Source organism: Paraniabella aurantiaca, from assembly GCF_050309965.1.
In the GTDB taxonomy this organism is placed as follows: Bacteria; Bacteroidota; Bacteroidia; order Chitinophagales; family Chitinophagaceae; genus Niabella.
Genome location: NZ_JBLOSY010000001.1, coordinates 852,042 through 873,663, shown reverse-complemented (window position 1 = coordinate 873,663; position 21,622 = coordinate 852,042). Strand labels below are relative to the sequence as shown.

At 42.6% G+C, this 21,622-nt stretch carries 12 protein-coding genes; 3 read left to right on the top strand and 9 right to left on the bottom strand.

What is annotated here, in order from left to right:
* Positions 1-154 precede the first annotated feature (154 nt).
* Positions 155-1,525 (top strand): M20/M25/M40 family metallo-hydrolase, encoded by a 1,371-nt coding sequence (locus ACLOAU_RS03885; protein WP_427860529.1) that lies wholly within the window; start codon positions 155-157, stop codon positions 1,523-1,525.
* Between the two features lie 41 nt (positions 1,526-1,566).
* On the opposite strand, the gene ACLOAU_RS03880 is transcribed toward ACLOAU_RS03885, so the two are convergent.
* The 9 genes from ACLOAU_RS03880 to ACLOAU_RS03840 form a co-directional block, all read right to left on the bottom strand.
* The gene (locus ACLOAU_RS03880) at positions 1,567-2,091 is read right to left on the bottom strand and encodes a hypothetical protein (protein ID WP_427860528.1); all 525 of its coding nucleotides are present in this window, start codon (positions 2,089-2,091) and stop codon (positions 1,567-1,569) included.
* A 131-nt stretch (positions 2,092-2,222) separates the two neighbouring features.
* Complete coding sequence (locus tag ACLOAU_RS03875) at positions 2,223-3,209, bottom strand: hypothetical protein (protein WP_427860527.1); 987 nt, start codon at positions 3,207-3,209, stop codon at positions 2,223-2,225.
* 39 nt (positions 3,210-3,248) lie between these two features.
* A complete protein-coding gene (locus ACLOAU_RS03870) occupies positions 3,249-3,929 on the bottom strand; it encodes a hypothetical protein (RefSeq protein ID WP_427860526.1) in 681 nt (226 codons plus the stop codon).
* Between the two features lie 30 nt (positions 3,930-3,959).
* On the bottom strand, positions 3,960-5,723 hold the full coding sequence (locus tag ACLOAU_RS03865) for a RagB/SusD family nutrient uptake outer membrane protein (protein ID WP_427860525.1): 1,764 nt from the start codon (positions 5,721-5,723) through the stop codon (positions 3,960-3,962).
* 45 nt (positions 5,724-5,768) lie between these two features.
* A complete protein-coding gene (locus ACLOAU_RS03860; protein WP_427860524.1) occupies positions 5,769-8,942 on the bottom strand; it encodes a SusC/RagA family TonB-linked outer membrane protein in 3,174 nt (1,057 codons plus the stop codon).
* A 520-nt stretch (positions 8,943-9,462) separates the two neighbouring features.
* Positions 9,463-10,443, bottom strand: coding sequence for a DUF4097 family beta strand repeat-containing protein (locus ACLOAU_RS03855; protein WP_427860523.1), 981 nt, complete (start codon positions 10,441-10,443; stop codon positions 9,463-9,465).
* A 112-nt stretch (positions 10,444-10,555) separates the two neighbouring features.
* Positions 10,556-13,696, bottom strand: coding sequence for an ATP-dependent helicase (locus ACLOAU_RS03850; RefSeq protein ID WP_427860522.1), 3,141 nt, complete (start codon positions 13,694-13,696; stop codon positions 10,556-10,558).
* A 153-nt stretch (positions 13,697-13,849) separates the two neighbouring features.
* On the bottom strand, positions 13,850-15,631 hold the full coding sequence (locus tag ACLOAU_RS03845) for a cytochrome-c peroxidase (RefSeq protein ID WP_427860521.1): 1,782 nt from the start codon (positions 15,629-15,631) through the stop codon (positions 13,850-13,852).
* A 60-nt stretch (positions 15,632-15,691) separates the two neighbouring features.
* The gene (locus ACLOAU_RS03840; RefSeq protein WP_427860520.1) at positions 15,692-17,167 is read right to left on the bottom strand and encodes an alkaline phosphatase PhoX; all 1,476 of its coding nucleotides are present in this window, start codon (positions 17,165-17,167) and stop codon (positions 15,692-15,694) included.
* Positions 17,168-17,635: 468 nt separating this feature from the next.
* Here ACLOAU_RS03840 and ACLOAU_RS03835 point away from each other — a divergent pair, with 468 nt between their 5' ends.
* Together ACLOAU_RS03835 and ACLOAU_RS03830 are read left to right on the top strand one after the other, a co-directional pair.
* Entirely contained in the window at positions 17,636-19,606 is a 1,971-nt protein-coding gene (locus tag ACLOAU_RS03835; protein ID WP_427860519.1) for a transglutaminase-like domain-containing protein, read from the top strand.
* Between the two features lie 37 nt (positions 19,607-19,643).
* On the top strand, positions 19,644-21,512 hold the full coding sequence (locus tag ACLOAU_RS03830) for an O-antigen ligase family protein (RefSeq protein WP_427860518.1): 1,869 nt from the start codon (positions 19,644-19,646) through the stop codon (positions 21,510-21,512).
* Positions 21,513-21,622 lie beyond the last annotated feature (110 nt).

The window sequence follows — 21,622 nt, the reverse complement described above, 5'->3', positions numbered from 1 at the left end:
TTTTTATGTCCTGGGCAAAATGAAAACCGGGGAATGCATGCCGCTGGAACCCAGGCATACTTCACCCTGTATATTTGACAATCTGTAAAGAGGCCTGTTCCTGTAAATCAGGTCCAGACTTTTTATCTTTACTCAAAACACATACCATAACAGCATGAAACATAAATTGTTTGTAGCCGCATCTTTATTTTTTAGCATGAGCCTGGCAGCCCAGAATGCTGATGAGCAGTTTATTCGTAAAATAGCCGATGAAGTGCTCACCAACAGCAAAGCCTACGATAATTTGCGTACGCTTACCAAGACCATTGGCGCCAGGTTGGCCGGATCTCCCCAAATGTATAAGGCGGAAAACTGGGGGTACCAGTTGCTGCAGCAATCAGGAAGCGACAAAGTGTTGAAACAGCCCGTAATGGTACCCCATTGGGTACGTGGCGGAAAAGATGAGGCTACGGCCATATTAAATGATAATAAAAAGAAAGCGCTTAATGTGATTGCATTAGGCAATTCAATAGGTACGGCATCCAAATTGCTTACAGCACCCGTAGTATTGATCAATAATTTTGATGAACTGGAAGAGAAAAAGGATCAGTTAAGGGGAAAGATCGTTTTTTATAACTATAAGTTCAATCCCCGGTTTATACGCACTTTTGAGGCTTATGGAGATGCGGCGAAGTATCGTTCGCAGGGACCATCGCGGGCTGCGAAATACGGCGCTATAGGTGTGGTAGTGCGTAGCATGAGCCATAGTGTAGACAATGTGCCTCATACCGGGGGAACGCGCTATGATTCCATGTATGCCAAAATTCCGGCAGTGGCATTAGGCTTACGCGATGCCGACTGGCTGGCAGCTGAACTGGAAAAGAATGCTCCGGTCAAAATCTCATTGAAAACAAATGGATACTTTCTGCCGGATGCAGAGGGTAATAATATTATTGGCGAATTAAAAGGCACAGCATTTCCTGACCAGTATATCACCATTGGCGGTCACCTGGATAGTTGGGACAATTGTGAAGGCGCGCATGACGACGGGGCTGGTATTACCCAAACTATTGAAGTTTTAAGGACTTTAAAAGCTTTGGGCTATAAACCCCGGTATACCATCAGGTTTGTATTATTTGCCAATGAAGAGAACGGTGTGCGCGGTGGCGACAAATATGCAGAACTGGCAAAGTCCCGTAACGAAAAGCACATACTGGCCATAGAAAGTGATGCAGGCGGGTTTACTCCGAGAGCTTTCAGTATTAATGGCAGCGATGCTGTTTTTGAAAAGGTTAAAAGCTGGTTGCCGCTGATCGGTCCTTACGGTTGTAATGAACTGGTGCGTGGCGGTGGCGGCACCGATATAGCACCCTTAAAAGAGCATTTGGGCACGCCATTATGTGGCTTTTTACCCGATTCCCAACGCTATTTTGATATTCACCATGCCAGCACCGATACTTTTGAGTCGGTGAATAAAAGGGAGCTGGAGCTGGGTGCGGTGAATATGGCGGCCCTGGTTTACCTGGTGGATAAATATGGGTTGTAGATAGCAGGTGCAACGAAAAGGTTTTTCAACACATTTCTTCTTTACTTTGGATGTATTGATTTTCTTTTTACTGGTCGTCGTTTTAAATCTTTCCAGTTTACCCAGCCACCCTCGGGCGGTTGTCTCTTTGTTTCATCACCGCCAATTACAATATCGTCTACAATAGCATTTTTATAATTTATTATTGCAGCGCCGCTCCAACCGCCAAAAGTAGCAGATCTGCTTGCTATTGCAGCAGAAGCGTCGAAATCTAAAGGAGATCGCCAGATAATACTCATATGCGGGTATTGATAATCTTTAGCAGTCGTTGGTACTAAAAACATGAAAGTAGTCGAAGGTTCTTTTGACACATCACTAGGATTGGACATTATCGGACCGAAAGTAACTATTCCTATTTTGAGTTCGCTCAGTAAATTTGAAAAAGGCTGCCCGATAAACTCAGCCTTACGAGCTTCAATATGCTTCAAATAACCCAGGGTGTCAGATATGATCTTCTTTTGAGCCCCGGCCTGCATAAGGGTACCAAAGTAGAGTACAACAAGGGATGTCAAAAATTTCACGAACATCTATTGTATTTTAATTACAGTGTGTGATTATCCTCTGTGAAGTTAACAATATTGGGACATTTGTAATAAAAAAGAGGTGCATGAAGCTCCTTATCACGCACCTCCTTTTTGACCATCACCTGGAAATATTGTTAAGGCGCTGGTACCCTTACCGCATCCGGCAACTGGTATTCTATAATAAAAGTACCTTCCATTTTAATGGTGAAGGCAAATCTTAAATTAGCGTTTAATGTTCCCAGGGAAGATCCGTCAAAAATGATGTTTTTTTCCGGGATACGATAGTAGATCAGGTGGCCCCAGTCGGTACCGCCGGCTATATATTTCGCCAGTGGGAAAGGGGCTACTTCGAAATCGCAAACCAATGCTGTATCCGTAAAAACAACCGGGTTAAATTTGGCATAGCTTAAAAATGTAGGACGGTCGCCTCTTGCAATTACTTCTCCCTTGCGGGGATTAAATGCCGAACCATTCTTATCCGATATCTTTAAGATAATCCTTGCGCCGTCTGCCGATACCCTTGTGAACTTTAATATAGGATTTCTTTTGGCGAAAGTAGTACCCGCCAGGTCAAATGCATTGTTGACATTATCTTCTATTAAAAACATATCCTCCTGTGTAGGATCAACCACATGAATCCTTCCAAATGAAGGATAAACTCTTGAACCGGCACTGTTGGTTGCTTTAATATCAAAATTGTAAATACCCAGAGGAATGTTCAATGCTGCTTTATTGAATGAGAGCTGTCCGCTGGCCTTATTGAAGTCCATGGGAAAAACAGAAACGGTTTCTCTTTTGGCATTTAACAACGCAACGGTCGTATCTGTTGCTGCATTAAAGGACATGCCTGGCTTAAAAACGGTTACATCGTACTTAGTGTTAAAAGCCTCCGGTAAAGGCTTTCCGGAGCTGTCCCTCAGGTTGAGCAGCTCGAAACTAATAGGAGGTGTGGAGCCATCAGCAAAAATTTTAGCTGATTGAACCAATGCCAGGCCTCTTTGTGCATAAAGGTCGGGCGATGTATACCGTAGCGTTTCGCTTAAAAAACCTTGTTGTATTTTTTTACAATTGATCGCGCCCAAAACAAGCAAGGTAAAAGCGGGTATTAAATATTTTCTCATTATTTACCTGTTTTAAATTTAAACTGAATATAACTGCCGTTAATTGGCATTATTGGTATTAAAGAATAAACGGTGAAAGCCATCCAACACATGCACCACCCCGTTTGTGGTAATAATGCCCGACGATTGAACATATACGACCCGGTCCACTTCTGTCGGTGGAATACCGGACGGGACCAGCACTTCGGTGTCGTCACCGCCTATCACTTTTGTATACGTTACATAGTCTACATAATCCACGTAAACTCCGTAGCTATAGGTTCTGGCAAGGCCCAGTTTAATGCGGGTATTGGTCATATCTCCAAAGCTGGACTGATAAAAAGCACCTTTAGTAGTTAATACATTTCTGCTAACTTTTTCGGGGAATATATAAGTCTTTAAAGAATCAAGCCGCCATAGGGGAATGCTGTCCAGGGTATAGGTAATATTTTCATTACCTAATTCAATGGCCCTGATATTCTTCATCGCTTTTAAATACTCGTCTACCCCGTAATTGGTCGTGGCAAAAAAAGTGGTTTGCTGATTTATTGCATCTTTAAGTCCTGCCCTGTCAATCAGGCGAACCAATGATGAAAAGATAGGCTTTGACTTCAGATAGTCATAAGTGGTCATATTTACATTTTCGTCGGACTTACCGCCATCTACCGCATAATCTTTTTTACAGGAGGCTGTTAAAAGAATAATCCCGGCTATAATGACTGTTAACATTTTATTTTTCATTATTACAGTTTTTAGGTGAATGAATGATCATTATACTTTACCGCGCCAGTATAATGTTTGTGTCAGGAATTTGTTATCGTTAAACAGCAGCGGGTAAACAGGCCAGTAAAAGCCCTCACCTCTAAACCGGGTGGTACTCATCCAACCAATAAACTCCGTATACATCCTGGTGCGCAACAGGTCAAAGTATACCTGCCCCTCCATATACAGTTCTTTACCTCTTTCGAGCATGTATTCCCTGGTCAGATTAAACTTGCCGTCTGTAGCGCTTACTCTAACTGATGAAGAATTATTCCTGTCCCTGAAGAAATTGATGATCTGCGCAGCAGTAGATAGGTCATTTTTATACAAAGCTACTTCTGCCTGTAATAAACGCATATCGCTCAGCCTGAAAACAGGAAGGTTGTTGCTCAGGTATGCATTGGTGCGATTGCCCGGGTTACGGTAAATAATATTCCTGTATTTAATAAGATTAGAACCCTGGGCGCCAACCTTTACAAAGTTGTTCCGATACCTTACTTCGCCTAAATCAGGGCCATAACCACCCACCAGCTCCAGTTTGTAATCATCGATATCTGCATAATACACGTAAGCATTGCCATTAGACAGATCCGCATCATCGGTAACGTTAATTTCTACTCCATTTTCTACAATGTAATATTGAATACCTACTACTTTTACCGGTAACCACTCCCATCCGCCGGGGCGGAAAACCCAACCTTCTCCATACCCTGTTCGCTCTACGCCATAATGGTTGTCGATATATTGGTCGGGTACCCAGAACCTGGGACTAAAGCCCAGCCCCTCTACTAAAGAGCCGGTAAGAAATCCGAGGCCAATATGATAGTAAGCACCTTCCTGGTTGTTCTCACTCATGGCAACTTCAAAAATGCTCTCGGTAGAGGGATTATTAAACTGGTCGCCATATTTAGCGGTATCTACCAGCGAGTATCCGCCACGCGCCATCAGCGTACTAAGGGTGGTATCCGCGTTGGTTACATCACTCATAATGGGCGTGTCGCTGTTAACATTCGTCATGGTTGCACGCCATAAATATAAATGAGCTAAAAGTGCGTAAACAGATCCTCTATTGGCAATAACACCCCGTTCCTGTACGGATTCGTTGCCCCAGTTGAGCATGCCCATTGCCGCATGACAGTCGTTTTCAATTTGTTTCATAACATCCGCTTTGGCAGATCTTGGCAATTGCGGAGCGCTTAGTACGTCATCATAGGCCTCTGTTACAATGGGTACATCTCCCCAAACCTTCACCAGCTGGAAATAACTCAATGCCCTTATAAAAAGGGCCTGACCCATGATCTTGTTCTTAAAGGTTTGAACATTCACCACATCTTTGGCTAACTTTTCATCAGGGATGGATGGTATCTTTTTAAGGATAATATTACTGTAGGCAATGGTCTTATAAAACACGGTCCAGTCTCCCAGTGTTTGAATATTATACTGGAACGTAAAGTCTCCTCCCTGTATGCCTTCTAATCCGTCCCCATTGTAGTTGATCGTAAAATAGCTGGTAGAGGTGGTTTGCGCATCTCCATACATATTATAGCGGAACGCATTTTCTTCGTAAGCAGAAGTGGCGGTAAATGAAGCCCTTAAAAGGGAATAATTACCTGCAATGGCAGACTCGCAGTCCTTTGCTGTTTGCCAGAAAACCTGGTCGTATGTAGAGTTCTGGGGTTCCTGTTCCAGTATTTTTTTACAGGAACTATTGCTGATAACCCAACCTAACATCAACAGGGTTAAAAGATATCGGTATTGATTTGTGTATTGCATTTTTTTAATTATTTGGAATTAAAAAATTCTATTGAAACGCCAGGATTAAAACAGTACCTGCAGTCCTATTGTATATTTTTTAGGGATGGGATAGCCGTCACCTGCATACTCACCATAGGAGTTTACGTTTTCTGCATCCGGCAGCAGTTTTGAAGATTGCCACCTCGCAGCATTATCAAGTGTTCCGAATATTTTAAAACCGCCCAGGCCCCATTTATTAATGATAGGTGCCGGCACATTATATTGGACATTAATGTTTTTGAGTCTTACAAAATCTCCCTTGGTTAAGAAAAAGCTTTGAGCGGACGTATAGTAATACAAATAAGTGCCTAAGTCATATTTGGCATAAGTTGCCTGGTCTCCCGGCTTACGCCAGATATTAACTGCATCCAGGTTGGGTGTGGAGTATTGAGCGAAATTGTTCTGCGGATCTCCGGCAGTAGAGTTGCTGAATTGATCTGCCAGGAAGAGGTTTAATATATCTCGTTTAAATACGAAATTGAAGAACAAGCCCACTGTAAAATTCTTCCATGTGACATTATTGGTCCATCCACCCGTTATCCTTGGGTTAGGGTCGCCCATCGGGATCTTATCCGGGTTGATGCCGCTGTTAAACACATCGGTGAAGTAATCTCCGTCTACGTCCTGTATATAAAAAGAGCCTGCGGTGAACGTACCGTTTGAGTTCCGGTATTTAGCACCGGTGAAAGGATTAACAGGGATATCATCGTCTGTAGCAAAAACGCCTAATGTGCGGTACAGGTAGAACGCATTGATAGGGCTACCTACTGAAAGGATATGCGATTTGTCAAACCGGTCGCCATCCATTACCAGGTCTCTGTTATTGTTAGGCAGGTTCATGATCGCGTTTTTATTGTAGCTGATATTCAGCCGGCTAAACCATTTAACGGGACTGCTTTGTGGCAGAGGGTTAGCAGCCAGTGTTAATTCAACCCCGGCATTTCTTACACCAATAGCATTGGTTAAGGCTTTGGAGTAGCCCGTGGTTACCGGCAGGTTTACTGAGAACAGCTGTAAAGAACTCTCTTTATTATAAACATCAATGGATCCGGAGTATTTTCCTTTTTCAACTTCAAAGTCAAGCCCGATATTCCATTGTTTTGATTTCTCCCAGGACAGGCTCGATTGCGCAGCGCCATCTTTCAGGTTGGGCGTAATAGCCGTTACGCCATTATAAGAACTGGAACCCAGGTTGCCTGGGTAAGAGCCCGCGTTTACACTGTAAAGATTGTATTGCAGGTAATTCTTAGATGGCAGACTTCCTGATGTACCGAAGGAACCTCTGATTTTAAAAAGGTTGATTGCCGAGGAAAAGTTCTGGAAAAATTTTTCTTCCGACAGTATCCAGGCCGCTGAGGCAGAGGGGAAGAAGCCCCATTTATTACCCGCCCCAAACCTGGAAGAGCCGTCCCATCTTCCGGCAAAGGAGAACAGGTAACGATCTTTGAAATCATAAGAAAGGCGACTGTAGTAAGATAACAGACCATACGCCTGGTAATCAGAATAACCTGCCAGGTTTTTTTGAAGGAAGCCCTGTACCACTTTAATATTGTCTGCTGACCCAAAGGCGCCGGAAACGGATGTATTTTCAAAAACATTAAACTGGATGTCCTGACCTATAACGCCGCTAAAATTATGCTCGCCCCATGTATTGGTATACGATAAGTAATTGGAGGTAAGCATATCCTCTACCTGGTCGCTGTAAGTATAGGAATAGTTGCCGAGGAAACTTTCCATAGCGCTGGTGCGGTTATAATTTCTCCTGGACGTAGTATATCGGTAAGAACTGAGTGAATTAAGCTTCAGGTGATCGGTAAAAGTATAAGAGAGGTTTAAATTCATGTTAAAGACATTGGAAAGGTTCTTGTCCAGGCTCTCATCATATGCAGCCAGTATCGATTCCTTTTTGGCCTCACTTAAGTTAAATAGGGAAGAGGGCATGTTGCCTGCGCCTAAGCTAAACGGATTAATACTCAGGTTTTCTAATCTTGGGTCAGCGCCTAAGCCCCGGCTTCTTGTAGTACGTGTAAAGAATAAGATAGGATTGATCTCCAGTTTACCCTTCATTGCTTTAGTAAGCATATTTAACCGGGCTGAGTATCTCTTGAAGCCTGTGGCTTTAATAATACCCTGCTCATCATAGTATCCGGTACTAAAGCGATAGGTAGATCCGTTTTCGCTTCCCCCCGAAATTCCAAGGTCTGCATTAGTTACAGAGCCTGCTTGGTAAAACAGGTCTTGCCAATCGGTGTTACCGTTATATGCCGGGTTAAGACTGTCTGTTAGCAAATACGGCAACTGTTGTTGTTGTGTGTAGGTAAGCTGATCCTGAAGTACTCTTAATTTCTGCCTTCTCTCTGTAGTGCCAAGGGTTACTTCCCTTAGTTTAGGGCGTTCTGTATATCCTGTAAAGCCAGACAAGGTTACTCTGGGTGCCCCGCTTCTACCTTTTCGGGTAGTGATAAGTATAACACCGTTAGCTGCTCTTGATCCGTAGATAGCTGCCGCAGACGCGTCTTTGAGCACATCAATAGACTCAATGTCATTAGGGTTGATACCGGCCAGGTAATTCATTCCGGTGCCCGATCCGGGCGTTACATACTCTTCATTTGATTGTGGCACACCATCTATAACATATAATGGAGAACTTACTACATTATTTTGATCCCATTGAGAGCTAACGAGTGAACTACCGCGAACACTTACGGCAGCTCTTGCGCCGGGGTCACCACTAAAGTTCTGCACATTTACGCCTGATAAGCGTCCCTGCATTAACTGGTCGAAGCTCGACATCGGCAGGTTCTCTATTTCCTTGCCTGAAATACTTGCAATGGATGCTGTAGACTTTTTGCGGGTTACTTTTTGATAACCTATGAGAACTACTTCCTCCATGTTACTTTGGTCGGCATCCAATGTGATGTCCAGTTCCTTTTTCCCTTCTGTAGGAAAGATTTTTTTAGTGTAACCAACAGCAGAAATTTCCAGTGTGGGGTTGGCGCCCGTGACGTTCATTGAAAAAAAACCGTTGTCGTCGGTGGGTACCCCCTTGCTGGTACCCTGTTGCATAATTGTAGCGCCGGGAATAGGAGTTCCTTTGCCATCATGTACCTTACCGGTAATGGGCGTGGTTTGCGCTAACACCGCGTGTATGCCTGTAAAAAAACATAGCACACACAGAAAAAATTGCTTTTTTTTCATTCGCAGCTTTTTTTTGTGTTTAGTAAATAAATGTTACAGTGTGGGAGATTTCTCTTTGTAAAACTTTTTCTCTTCCTACCAAAATATTAACATTACTTTAATAAAAGAGCAATCATTTTAATTATTTTAAAAAGTGGGTAAGATCGTACCAGTGGCGGTTAAAATGCGGTTATCAATTTTCTCATGGTGGGTAATGGGAGGAAAACCTGGCATAAAACGCCCGTCACAGGAAGCTAAAGCAAGATTAGTTGGAGGTATCTGATTTTCGAAAAGATTTTGGAGTCAGTTATTGCGGCGGCAATCATGGCCTATTTTCAAAAATCAGTCAAAAGGAATTTTAACTAGGCCAGCCGGGTCATGAAAGTGTTTTTCAGGAAACATTTGTAAGGGGATCAACAATTGCAAAGGATAACGATTGGCTTAAAGCAATCAGGCCTTATGCAAGTAACTAACTGCATAAAGCCTGAACAGTAATATTCTTAATATTGTGCTGGATGCCGGCAAACCGGCGTATCAATTGCTACATTTTTACCTCTACTGATCCGCCCGAAGTAGAAGCTTCCACTAACAGGTTACCGCTACCTAAGGAACCTTTTACGCGATCTTTTTTAACCGTACCGTTAAAGTTGCGGAGTTCCGAAATACGAACTTTGTCGCCTTTCAGATCAAGTTGAGCATTTTTCGTTTCCGGCATTTTCAAGCGAATGCTACCGCCAGAAGTGCGAAGCTTAACAAAGTCGTGAGTTGCTTTTAAATCTGCCGTAATTTGCCCGCCACTGGTTCTCGCATCCAGGTTACCGTCGATCTCTTTAAGATGAATGCTGCCTCCCGATGTTTCTGTATTAAAGTCGCCATTAATGTTGGTGGCAGAAATGGAGCCGCCGCTGGTGCGGGCGCTTACCGTACCTGAAAGATTCAATAAACTTAATGAACCGCCCGATGTATTGAGCTTCACCATGCCATCCAGGTCTTCTGCCTTGATCTGGCCGCCACTGGTAGTTAGGTCAATATTTTTTGAAAGATTTTTGACGGTGATGCTACCACCGCTGGTTCTGCCCGTCACCGTCCCGGCTATATCCTGCAGGTTGAGACTGCCACCACTTGTTCGAACATCGGCATCTACCTGGCTGCTGCTATAAATAATAAATGAAATATTCAGTGATGTTTTATTCGACCATTTTATATTTTTTCTCTTTGCCGTAGCGGTTAACGTACCTCCCTGCGAACGGATATCTACATCATAATATTCATTCAGTATCTGCTGAATTTCAGACGGGGACTTCCTGTCGCTCCAATTGTTAGAAGTAACATACATTTCTAACAGTCCGCTGGACTGACCACCTTTAACCTGTATGGCGCCTCCGCTGGTTTCAACTTTCAGATTTTTAATAGCGTTACTACTGAAAGATTCGGTACGATAGGGCGATTCGCCATTACGTTTCTGGGCTATAACCACAATCCCTAAACAGAGCAATACGGTAAGAAGGAGGCTTCTCTTCATAAAACAAGTTTTTTGAGTTTATAAGATGATAAATCGATCACCTGGCCGATGACCGATACCTATTAATCGTGGAAACCCTCAAAATGTTACAGTTGCTTTAGCTGACCAGGAATTATTCGTCTTCATCTTCAGAAATCTCATCGAGTTTCACGTATAAATAATTGTCTTTTACAAAATTACACCAGTGACAATCAGCTTTTCCGCAACCCTTGTAGAAGTCTTTTGCCTGTATTTTATCCCAAACGGTTTTGATCTGGTTTTTCACCGTAGTTACGTCGTTCGGTTCAATAACCACCTTCAGCTTCTGGAAATTATTATTACTGTCCGGCTCAATAAAATCAAATTCAGTGCTCACCACCCGCCAGTCTTTTAATTCATAATTGTCCAGCAATATTTTATAAAACACCGCCTGTCTCCAGTAGTCACCGCCATCCGGGTTTTTCTCTCCCGGTGCTTTTAGCTTAGGCAGTGCATTGTCTACATTGCCGGTTTTATAATCCACCACATTTACTTCCTTCCCGTTAAATTCTAATTTATCCAGCTTACCTTTTAGCGGTACGCCTTCTACTACAACGCCTTTTATATTGGTTTCTACTGAAACAACCTTATTCCAGCTATTGATATATTTTTTATAGTAAGCCGGAATGATAATAGAACCCTGCTCCATGCGTCGCGCATAGGCTTCCCGGGTAAAGTTCTGGCGATGACGCATCATATACCAGCTAAAATCATCGATCATGGTTTCAACCGGTGGAAAGCTTTCTGTTTCTCTCAGTTTACGGAACAATCTTTCGAGCGCGAAGTGGATAGCGCTTCCGAACTCCGTTGCTTCATTTTTACCGGAAGGAATACGCAACAGGTTCTGGTAATAAAACCTTAAAGGGCAGTTGAGGTAGGCACTTAATGCGGTAACGTTCATTACAAACCTGGATAACAGTCCGTCAATAAAATCATCTTCAAGACTATCAATAACCGGCTGTTGCCCGGTGAACAGCAGGTGTTGAAACTCGATCATCTGTTCGGTGCTGATCTGTGGTTTTTGCACGGTTAAGGCATGCTGTTCCATGATCTCGGCAATAAACATGGAGGGTTCTAATTCCTTGCCATCTGCATTTAACTTCGCATAAGATATGTACAGGTATTTTTCTGCGCGCGTAAGCGCCACATAGAATACCCGGCGCAACTCTTCTTCGTCGCTCGATTTAGCCTGCGAAGAGAAGATCGTTGAAGGCAGCTTGTAACCCCGGTTCATTTTTCTTTTCTTCTCCCAGAAAGAAGCATTAGAGCCGGCCAGGAAAACATATTCAAATTCCAGTCCTTTACTGCCGTGTGCGGTAAGCAGGTTAACGCCTTTGTCATTCCCGGTTGTTTTAACTAACGGAAGGGGAATGTTTTCGTGCTCCATCAGCTGTAATAACTGCACCAGGCTTGCGAGATTCATGGCAGGCTTACGACGATGTTCCTCTTTGATGAAATTATAAAAGGCAGACAGGGATTGCATCAGTTCTACCTTCAAAGGACTGTTCATGACATACGTAAGTACGCCGCCATTGCGGATAATATTATCCAGCAACTGTTGAATAGTTAAGTTAGGAACATCTGCTATCAGCTGCTCGATTACAGCTGAACTACGTTTCAGACTGGCGTGTAGCCCTTCATCGAACAGGTCTTTTGCCGGCGCATTGGCCTTCTCAGATAGCAATTGCCTGAGTGATGTACTTTCACCTTTAAATCTTTTCTGGTTGACTTCTACATTAATTTTTGCAATCTCTATGGGTGGATTTTTATAAAAATCAAAATGCAATATTTCAAACAACAGCTCATCTCCTCCAAAAGGAATATCGTGTTCTGCCTCCAGGTAATACAATAACGTGATGATCTTTTTTATGAACGGGCTTTGTAATAAGTTCGTACTACGTTTGCTGTAAAAGGGAATGCCTTTTTGCCTCAGGTAGTCGGAAAGCTCTTCCCCATATTTATTTTCTTTATAGATGATAGCAATGCGGCCCGGTTGAGTGCCTTGTGCAATCAAAGCCTCTATTTTGAATACAATGCCCGCCATTTCATCAGCCATGGTGTTGTACTCAAAAATTTCAGGCGTGTGTTGCAATTCATTAATGGCAACATTAGCAGCGATCAGCTCTTTGCTGAGTCCTGGTATTTGTTTGATGAGCCGTTCTTCGTTCCGATTGATCAGTGTTTTCGAAATATCCAGGATGGGCTGGATACTACGGTAATTGCTGGTCAATACAATCTTTTTAATATCGTTTTCATACTGTTTTGCAAAGTCCAGCATGTTCTGCACATTCGCCCCCTGGAAGCGGTAGATACTTTGATCGTCATCACCCACCACAAATACATTGGGTTGTTGCCAGTAATTGATCAGCAACTGTACAATCTTGTTTTGGGTGCCGCTGGTGTCCTGGAACTCATCGACCAATATATATTGATATTTTTCCTGGTAATCCAGCAACAGATTTTCATTTTCTTCAAATGCTTTGATCACCCAGTTGATCATGTCATCAAAATCATATCGTTTATTTACCCGCATGATCTCCTGGTAGTTCTCGTATTCGCCAATGGCTGCACGTAATTTATCCATGCGCTTTAGCTCATCAAAGTAGGCCGGCTTACGATCTCCTTTTTGCCATTTTCCTGCACGGGATGTTTTATATACGTAGGCTTCATCCTCTGCCAGTTCCTGTATATAAGCATCGATGCGGTCGCTGATATACTCGGGCGTCCAACCCTCCCGTTTCATAGCGGAAAATAAATTGCTTAAAGGATTAGCTTCAAAATATACATCGCCCCGGTATCTTTTAAGCGGGTGTTCTTTGGTGAACTTGTCAATAAGCTGTTTAAAATATTCCACCTTTTCCAGATCGGATACGGGGTCAAGCGATGTTTTTTCAAACAGGGAAAGATTGTCCTGTATCACATCATTACAAAAAGCATGGAAAGTGTAGATATTAACTTTATAAGCATCGGCGCCTATAAACTGCTGCAGCCTTTTACGCATGGCAACCACACCTGCGTCGGTATATGTTAAGCAAAGTATGTTTTCGGGTAAGGCATCCGAATCCAGCAATATTTTCCCGATCCGTGCCGCCAGTATCTGTGTTTTACCGGTACCTGGACCGGCAATTACCATTACAGGGCCTTCGAGCGTATCCACTGCTGTTTTTTGTTCGGTATTCAGATTTTTGTAAACTTCGTTAAACTGCTTTTCCAGTCTTTCTTTAATGATAGGCATGCGGCAATTTAGTGGAAAAGCCGGAGAATTGAAGCGGGGGTAACCCCAATCCGGTAAATGCAGGTCTGTTAATGGTGGAATATATGTAGCATATAAATATAAAAGCCTCTTGCCCGGTGGTCAGGATAAGAGGCTTTATAAAGTGAAGTGATATTAATACTGGGGCAGTTTATCCGTAAGCGTGTGAATAAATGCGATTAATAACTGTTTTTCCTTAGGTGTCAGGTTCAGTGGCTCGTCAGACAGTGTCTGGTTATCTACCTGTAAGCCAAGTCCAATGCCACCGCCCTTATCATAAAAATCAACCACTTCTTCCAGTGTTTTATAAACACCGTTATGCATGTAAGGTGCGGTCATGCCCGTATTCCTTACAGTAGTCGTTTTAAATGCATGCATGTAAGGTGCAACATTAATGATCTTGAATCTTCCGGTATCGGTGTCCATTTTTCTGCCATCAGCGGTTAATGGTACACCTAACACTTCACTTTCTGTTTTGGCAAATGCGGGAGGAACCACGCCATTAAATAAAGGGATAAAATGGCAGCTGGCACACTTAGCTTTACCGGCAAACAGATTGAAGCCTTCAATTTCCTCCTTATTCATTGCCTGGTTATTACCTCTCATGTACGCGTCAAACCGGCTGTTCAGTCCTATCAGGCTTTTTACATAGCTGGCGATAGCAGAGAGAATATTTTCTTTGGTAACCGTATTAGTTGAATAGGCATTCCCGAACAGTTTCACGTAAGATGTATCGATTGATAACGCACATATGGCTTGGTCCAGGTCGCCATGCATTTCGTCTTTATTGCTGATCACATTATTGGCCTGGTGCTCTAAAGAGGGCGAACGGAGATCATAAAACATGGCGGTTTGCAATGCCGAGTTCAACAAAGTAGGAGTGTTCCGTAACAGTGTTTTTCCAGCATCCAGGGCGGCGTTTTTGGCCAGCCCGTCAGTGAAATACAATGAAGGGTTATGACAGCTGGCACAACTTCTTTTTTTAGACACGGATAATATATTATCGTAGAAGAGCTTTTTCCCCAGTGCTACCTGTTGGTTCAACCTGGGATCTATGGAGTCTGCTTCCTGGAAGTAGGCATCAAAAATGCCTTCATCAAACAATGTTGGAGCACTGGATTTTAACAGCCCCTGTAAACGGATGGGCGCTATGCCTGCTTGTTGTTGCTGTGCAGCCAATGTGCGTGTTATGGGATTGGCATAATCTTTAATAAAAACCATTCTGTTAAACGCATCAAAATCAGGGTTATTGTTAAGGTAGCTGACAGCGGCATTTATTTTACCGTTCAAATCGATTTGCCCTTTTAAGTAAGGTATGATGGTTGTTAATTCGCTGAGCGATACAGCAGCTTCGGCGAGACCTGTTTTTACAGCAGGTGCATCAAAGCCGGTAATGCCCAGTGTGATTATTCTGAATACCTGTTTTTTAATAGCATCATACAATTGCTCCTGCGTAAAACCCCCTGCTTCTATATTGTCTTTTATCGAAATACAGTAGCTTTTTAATAATACGGTTTCATGCTTTAACGCAGCATAGTCAATAATATCTTCCAGAACCAATTCTTCCATTACCTGCAAGCCATGTGGCTCCCGCACTACCACTTCCGGCTGTTCGATCTCCGGCAAAGGAGCGCCGTTTACAAAACGGGCGATTGAAGGCATGTAATACTCGACGGCCCATTCAAATTTTTTGTAGTGAGCGCGGAGTGCTTTAAAGGAGGCAAGCAGCTGTTGCCGTTCGGCCGGATAATTTAATAAAGGTTGCAAACTATCCGTTAAATATCTTTCGAATTCATCAACCTGGACGGTCAGGTGTTGTCGCAGCTCAGCTACCGAATGTTCTTTTTTACCACAGCTTAAAAATTGTATGGATAAAAACGCTGTAATTCCTGCTAATACCAGAAAAATCTTCTTCATTATAAATACATAAACCTTGCCCGGTTAAGGGCAAGGCTCTTTCTGTTGATTCAATCAATTTTATCTTGGAACGTTGGTTAGGATAACTGTTTGGCCTCCCTCTTTATTGGTGCTTCCGCCACCATCAGGATTCACAAACTTATCTTTTTGCCAGGTATGCGGGTGAATATTCAGTATGAAGGTATTAGGAACACCGATTTCGTTGGAAATATCTACCATAGCTCCAAACTCCCAGCATCCCAATCTTCTTTCTGTATTTTGATAAAACCGGTTCACCCATGCTGCATCCTCTCTTTTGTGATCCATATTCAGGAATGGCTTGTAAGTTTTATTAGCGATGCTATACTGCCAGATATAAGAATCGTGCTTGGCTGCCGTGTAATAAGAATCTCCATCTTCCTGTATGTAAACATAGTTCTCCGTTACGCAAAGGTTATCAGGATTAATAAGATCATTACCCGGGTTAGAATCACCTTCGGCAATTACTTCTATTTTACCTTTGGTAGGGTCTGCGCTGTCTAAAACAATTTTGTAAACTCGCCCCCACATGGTATAACCAGCCTGCGGGTTTATTTTATCAGGAGACTGCCCGGTAGCAGTAAAGTAAACCTCGCGATTGTTTTGCGCACTTCCTTTCCTGTAGTCGATATCTTCTACCCTTGAAAAGCGAATGGCTTTTAAATCATTTACAGTAGTATTGATTTGAGCGCCCGTTAAGCCTTTCGCATTGGGTATTTCCACAAACTCCACATCATAGCTTTGCCCTTTTACAATATCCAGTTCTACCTGGTTATTGTCTTTTCTTTTTACAGCATATAATTTGCCGTTTTGGAGATCTCCTACCGTATTAGATACATACATTACCAGTTGACCGGCACTTACATGGCCCGTTTCCCAGCTTTGATCCTCACCCATGAAAACAACTGTTTTGCCGGGGAAAGCCGCTTTGGGAAGTGGTACTGCATTTTCCATAGATGCTTTTCCCAATGCAGGTAAAGTTCTGTCCGTTCTGCCTTTGTCAGCAGCAGATGCCAGCGGGTTGATACCGATGATCATACTTTCTACACCTGATTCCTGTGCGGTTAAGAACATGGGGCCGAAACCATGTTCTTCAGTGGTAGCCAATGTTGCAGAACAAAGCCTCTTTGCGCCACCTGTATAGTCGATGATATAATCGCCTTTAACGGGTTTTAGGTTTTTGTCGAGATAAACTCTTGAAACCGATTGGTTGATCTCGTGGTTGTTCAACATAATATAGCCTTCGCCATTGGGGTTTCGCATAAAGCCGGCACCATCAGGTTGTGCGCCGTAGATAAAGCCAGGACTTTGTTCCAGAACATCCTCACTGCTGATTAAGGGGAATATATTCACCCCGGTAAACCCATTCATCATGTAAACCAGGGAAGGCGTTGCAGATTGGGCTTTGATAGTTTCGGGTGGTGTAATAACAGGAGCTTCATTGTTGTCTTTTCTACAGGCGACAAAAGCCGTAATACCAGCGGCTATTATCGCAGCAGGCATAATAAGTTTTTTCATTTTCGAGTTGTTTCGACAAAACAATGACATTTACAACCTAAAACGGTTAAGCCAGTTTGAACAAAAAGTTAGCTAATTGTTAACAATGGTGTTTGATGTAAGAAACTGATTGCGGGGCTCCGAGAAATAATGGGATTGTCGTCTGCATATGCATGGTCATTCTCCGTCTTGAGAGTATAAGCCAAACTTGTATAAGTGTTTCAAAAAGCAATATAAAAATGTATACTTCTAATCGAATATGCAAAAAGTAATGCTAGTATATTCTGCTCAATCTTGTTTGTTTTAACGACACTTACGTGCTGTTACTTCTCATTATAGGTTTTAGACTTTTGAAGGTAATATCACACAAACTTTCCCTGGGGGCACTGATCATTATAAGCGCCGGATTTTTCTTCCCGGCAGTATTTGTGCCGCGAGCAACACTACTTTTACGCTTTATAATGCTAAAGTTAAAATGGCGGAAACAAAATGATAAAGATCATACGACGCTCTAAGTCAACTATATTTTTGAAGGCGATATTGTTATCCTTCTTTCTGTATATCGCTTCAGTAGCAACGAAAGCCCAACAACGATATACAGTAGAAAAGATGGTAGAGCAAAACAAGCATTTGAATATCGTACTAAAAAAATACAGAGGGGATACTCAAAAAATGAAGGCAGCGAGGTTTCTCATAGAAAACCTGCCTTATCATTTTGGATATACCGGTGAAGGAATGGATCACTGCCGAAAACTGTATGAGTTACGTAGTAAAGGAATTGCGCCAGAAAAGGTGATCGATTCAGTGAACGAGGTATATGGTGCTTTCAGCTACGATAAACTCACCCGCGTTTCGGATATTACTATGGATGCCGGTTATCTGTTTGAAAATATTGATTATGCTTTTAAAGCCTGGCGTGAACAGCCCTGGGGCAAGAATGTATCCTTTGAAGATTTTAAGGAATATGTACTGCCTTACCGGGTGGGCAATGAGGCGCTTAAGCCATGGAGAAAAAGAGTCTACGAATTATTTAACCCTATGCTCGACAGCATACGCAGACGTCCGGAGGCGGAAGATCCGAAATATGTGGCGAGAGTGGTGCTCAATATTCTTAAAAAGAGAAGACCTTTTCAGTTCTCAAGTAGCTTTTATGGGCCAAGCGTAGGACCGGATATTGTGGACTGGCATTCGGGCAACTGCAGGGAGAGCTCGGATTTGTTTATATATGTATGTCGTGCGCTTGGCATTCCCTGCGGTAGGGATGTGATGTTTTTGAGAGCTGATATGAACGTGGGACACGACTGGAATTTTGTGCTGGACAAAAACCGGGATACCTATTTTTGTTCGGTTACGTATACTTCCAATGAGCTTGAAGCGGCTCCTACCTACTGGAACCGGAAGGGAAAGGTATATCGTCAAACATTTGGTATTGATAAAAATATGCAGCAGGTTGTATATTCTCCAAGAGAAGATATCCATCCGTGGTTTAAGGAACCTTTATTTAAGGATGTCACCCAGCAGTATACCGGTAAGTTAAATCACCAGATAGTGATCTCTTGCGATAGCCTCTATGAAAAAATGGATAATGAACGGAAAGTATATCTCTGTGTTGCCAGTTGGTTGGATTGGGCACCTATAGGTATTAGCACCACCTCGGGCAACCAGGTACGATTTAATAATGTAGAAGGAGGTATTGTCTTTCGGCTGGCAACTTATGAGGAGGGAACAATACGTATAATATCCGATCCTTTTTTCCTGGATAAAGAAACCGGCGCGAAACGCTATATCTATGGTTCGCATGAAGAAGAAGTAGTTTTAACCCATAAGTACCGTCTACCTTACACCTACCCCTACAGGATGATAGGAGGCGTGTTTGAAGGCAGCAACAGCCGTGATTTTAGTTCAAAAGACACTTTGTTTGTAATAAAGAAAAAGCCACAGCGACTTTGGGATGTAGTAAGGTTGCCAGCTAGTAAAACCTACCGCTATGTAAGATATATGGGGCCTAAGGGTAGCTTTTGCAACGTGGCAGAAGTAGGATTTTATGAAGAAGAAGCAGATGAAACACCGTTAATTGGCGAAATGATAGGTACGCCTAATGACGATGCAAAAATTAAAACACACAATTATACGAATGTATTTGACAGGGATCCGAATACTTCTTTTGATTACTATTTGGAAGATGGCGGTTGGGCAGGGTTGGATCTGGGCATGGGGAAAAAGATTAATAAAATTGTTTACACCGCCCGCAATAATGTCAATTTTGTTTATCCCGGGAATCATTATGAATTGTTTTATGAGCGGCATGGCGAGTGGGTATCGGCCGGCGAGATGGAGGCAACCAGCGATTCGCTCAGTTTTAAAGTGCCCAAAGGCGCCCTGCTCTATCTTAAGAACCATAGCGGCGGAAAAGAGGAAAGGATATTTGAGTATACCAATGGCGAACAGCAGTTTTGGTAAGGTTGCACCTAACAGATATGTAAAAGTATAAAGTGCTATGGACACGAAGTTGATGAGAAAAGAGAAGGCTATATCCTGGATAGCTATGGGCTTATACCTATTGTTAACAACAGGTGTCATTAGCTACTTAGCTTTTATCTATCATTTTTCGTTTAATTATGAAATAGAAATAAACAATCAGTATTACCTGGTATGGGTGTGGCCGGTAGCTGGTGTGCTGATCATGTTGCATATCATTGCTCACGGGAGCAGGTTGTCTTTAAAGCAAGGGCTGCTATTGTTGTGTATGGTGCCTGTAGCTTGTCTAATGCTTTTCAGTAAGTATTATCATTGGGGAAACGAACATTTTACGGTTGTAGTATCGGTAATGTTAGTTGCCGGGGCTTTGTTGATGACTCCTGCGATAAAGTTGATTCATATTATTCTGGTATTGGTGTGCCTGTTGTTTTTTTACCAGTTGTATTTGGGATATATGCAATACCTGCACACTGTTGCTTATACAGACGACGTTAGCCTTGAAATTAAAGGTAGTTTTCAAAATTCCGGGGTAATGGCCATGTACCTGGTAACGCAATTGCCCTTCTTATTTTTTGTAATAGTAGAAGCGCCAGGGAAGTGTATTCGGGGGCATTTGAAGAGCAATAGGCCCCGGTTAATAGTTTTTACCTTAATGTTGGCTGCTACGCTTTTTTTGATATATAAAACCCAAAGCCGCACCGCCTATGTTGCATGTGCTGTAGTTTTTGCCAGCTGGCTATTATTGAAAAATGGTAACATTCTTAAAAAAAGCGTACGGGCAATATCCCTACGTGTCTTACTAATCATTAGCATGATGCTATTGGCTATGGTATTAGGTGGAGGTTACTACCTGTTTAGCATGAAAAAGGCTTCTGCTTTGGGGCGCATGATGAAGTTGCAAATTACAGGGCAGCACCTCGGCGATCATTTTTTTACAGGCGCTGGGCTGGGGCGTTTTAGCTGGTATTATCCGCAATGGCAGGCGCATTATTTCGCTATGAATCCCCATCCTCCGAGGTCATTTTTTCTGAGCGCTGGGGAGAGTTATATTATTTTCAACGAGCCGCTTCAGTTGCTAAAAGAAATAGGTCTGATCGGCTTTGTTTTTTTTATTATTGCGGTGATTTTTTTTTTCAGCCTCCGCACGCACCGGGATAAAAAGTTTTTAGCAGCGTTAAAGCTAACGGTGGTAGCGATTCTGGCTTGCAGTTTCACCTCTTATCCTTTGCATGTAAATTATCTTTTGTGGCTGTTCTTTTTTTGTTTTTTTGCGGCAGTAGCTATAGGATGGTCGCCTGCTTTTTCTCTTGTACGCAGCGGCTTGGGTATGCCATTCAACCGCTTGATGCAGGGTTGTTTAACCAGTATCGCGCTGCTGTTACTTATCATAGCGGCTGTACATGGCACTTCAACTTTTAATGCATTCCGACGCTGGAAACAATTACAAAATGCTTTTAAACCGGCCCATGAAACTTTGGGTGTATATCCCCAACTGAAAAAAAGATTGGATGGAGATGGCAAATTTTTAACCGTTTATGGCGCCGTATTAACTGAAGCCGGCAACCACCGCGAAGCCGTAACGACTTTGGAGGAAGCGCGTACTTACTTTATAAGCCGGCAGACGGTAGACCTATTAGCAAAAACTTATGCAGCCGACGGGCAGATTACAAAAGCCCTTGTTGTACAAGAATGGCTATGTCATTTTTTGCCTAACAAATTTGTTTTAAAGCGTGATCTTTTGCAGCTATACCAGGCTGCTGGCGATAGTGTACATGCAAAACGTGTGGCCCATGCAATCCTCGCCATGCCAGTAAAGATACCTTCAGCAGAAGTAGTACAGATAAAAGCTTTGGCTAAACAAACTTTAATAACACCATTGCAAAAATGAAACAAGCTATATGAAAAACTTTTTTAAAAAAATTCCCGGCAATATTTGTGCCGTGGGCGCGGATACATTTGCTATTGTTATTTTATTTTTTTAAATCTTAAAACAAAATT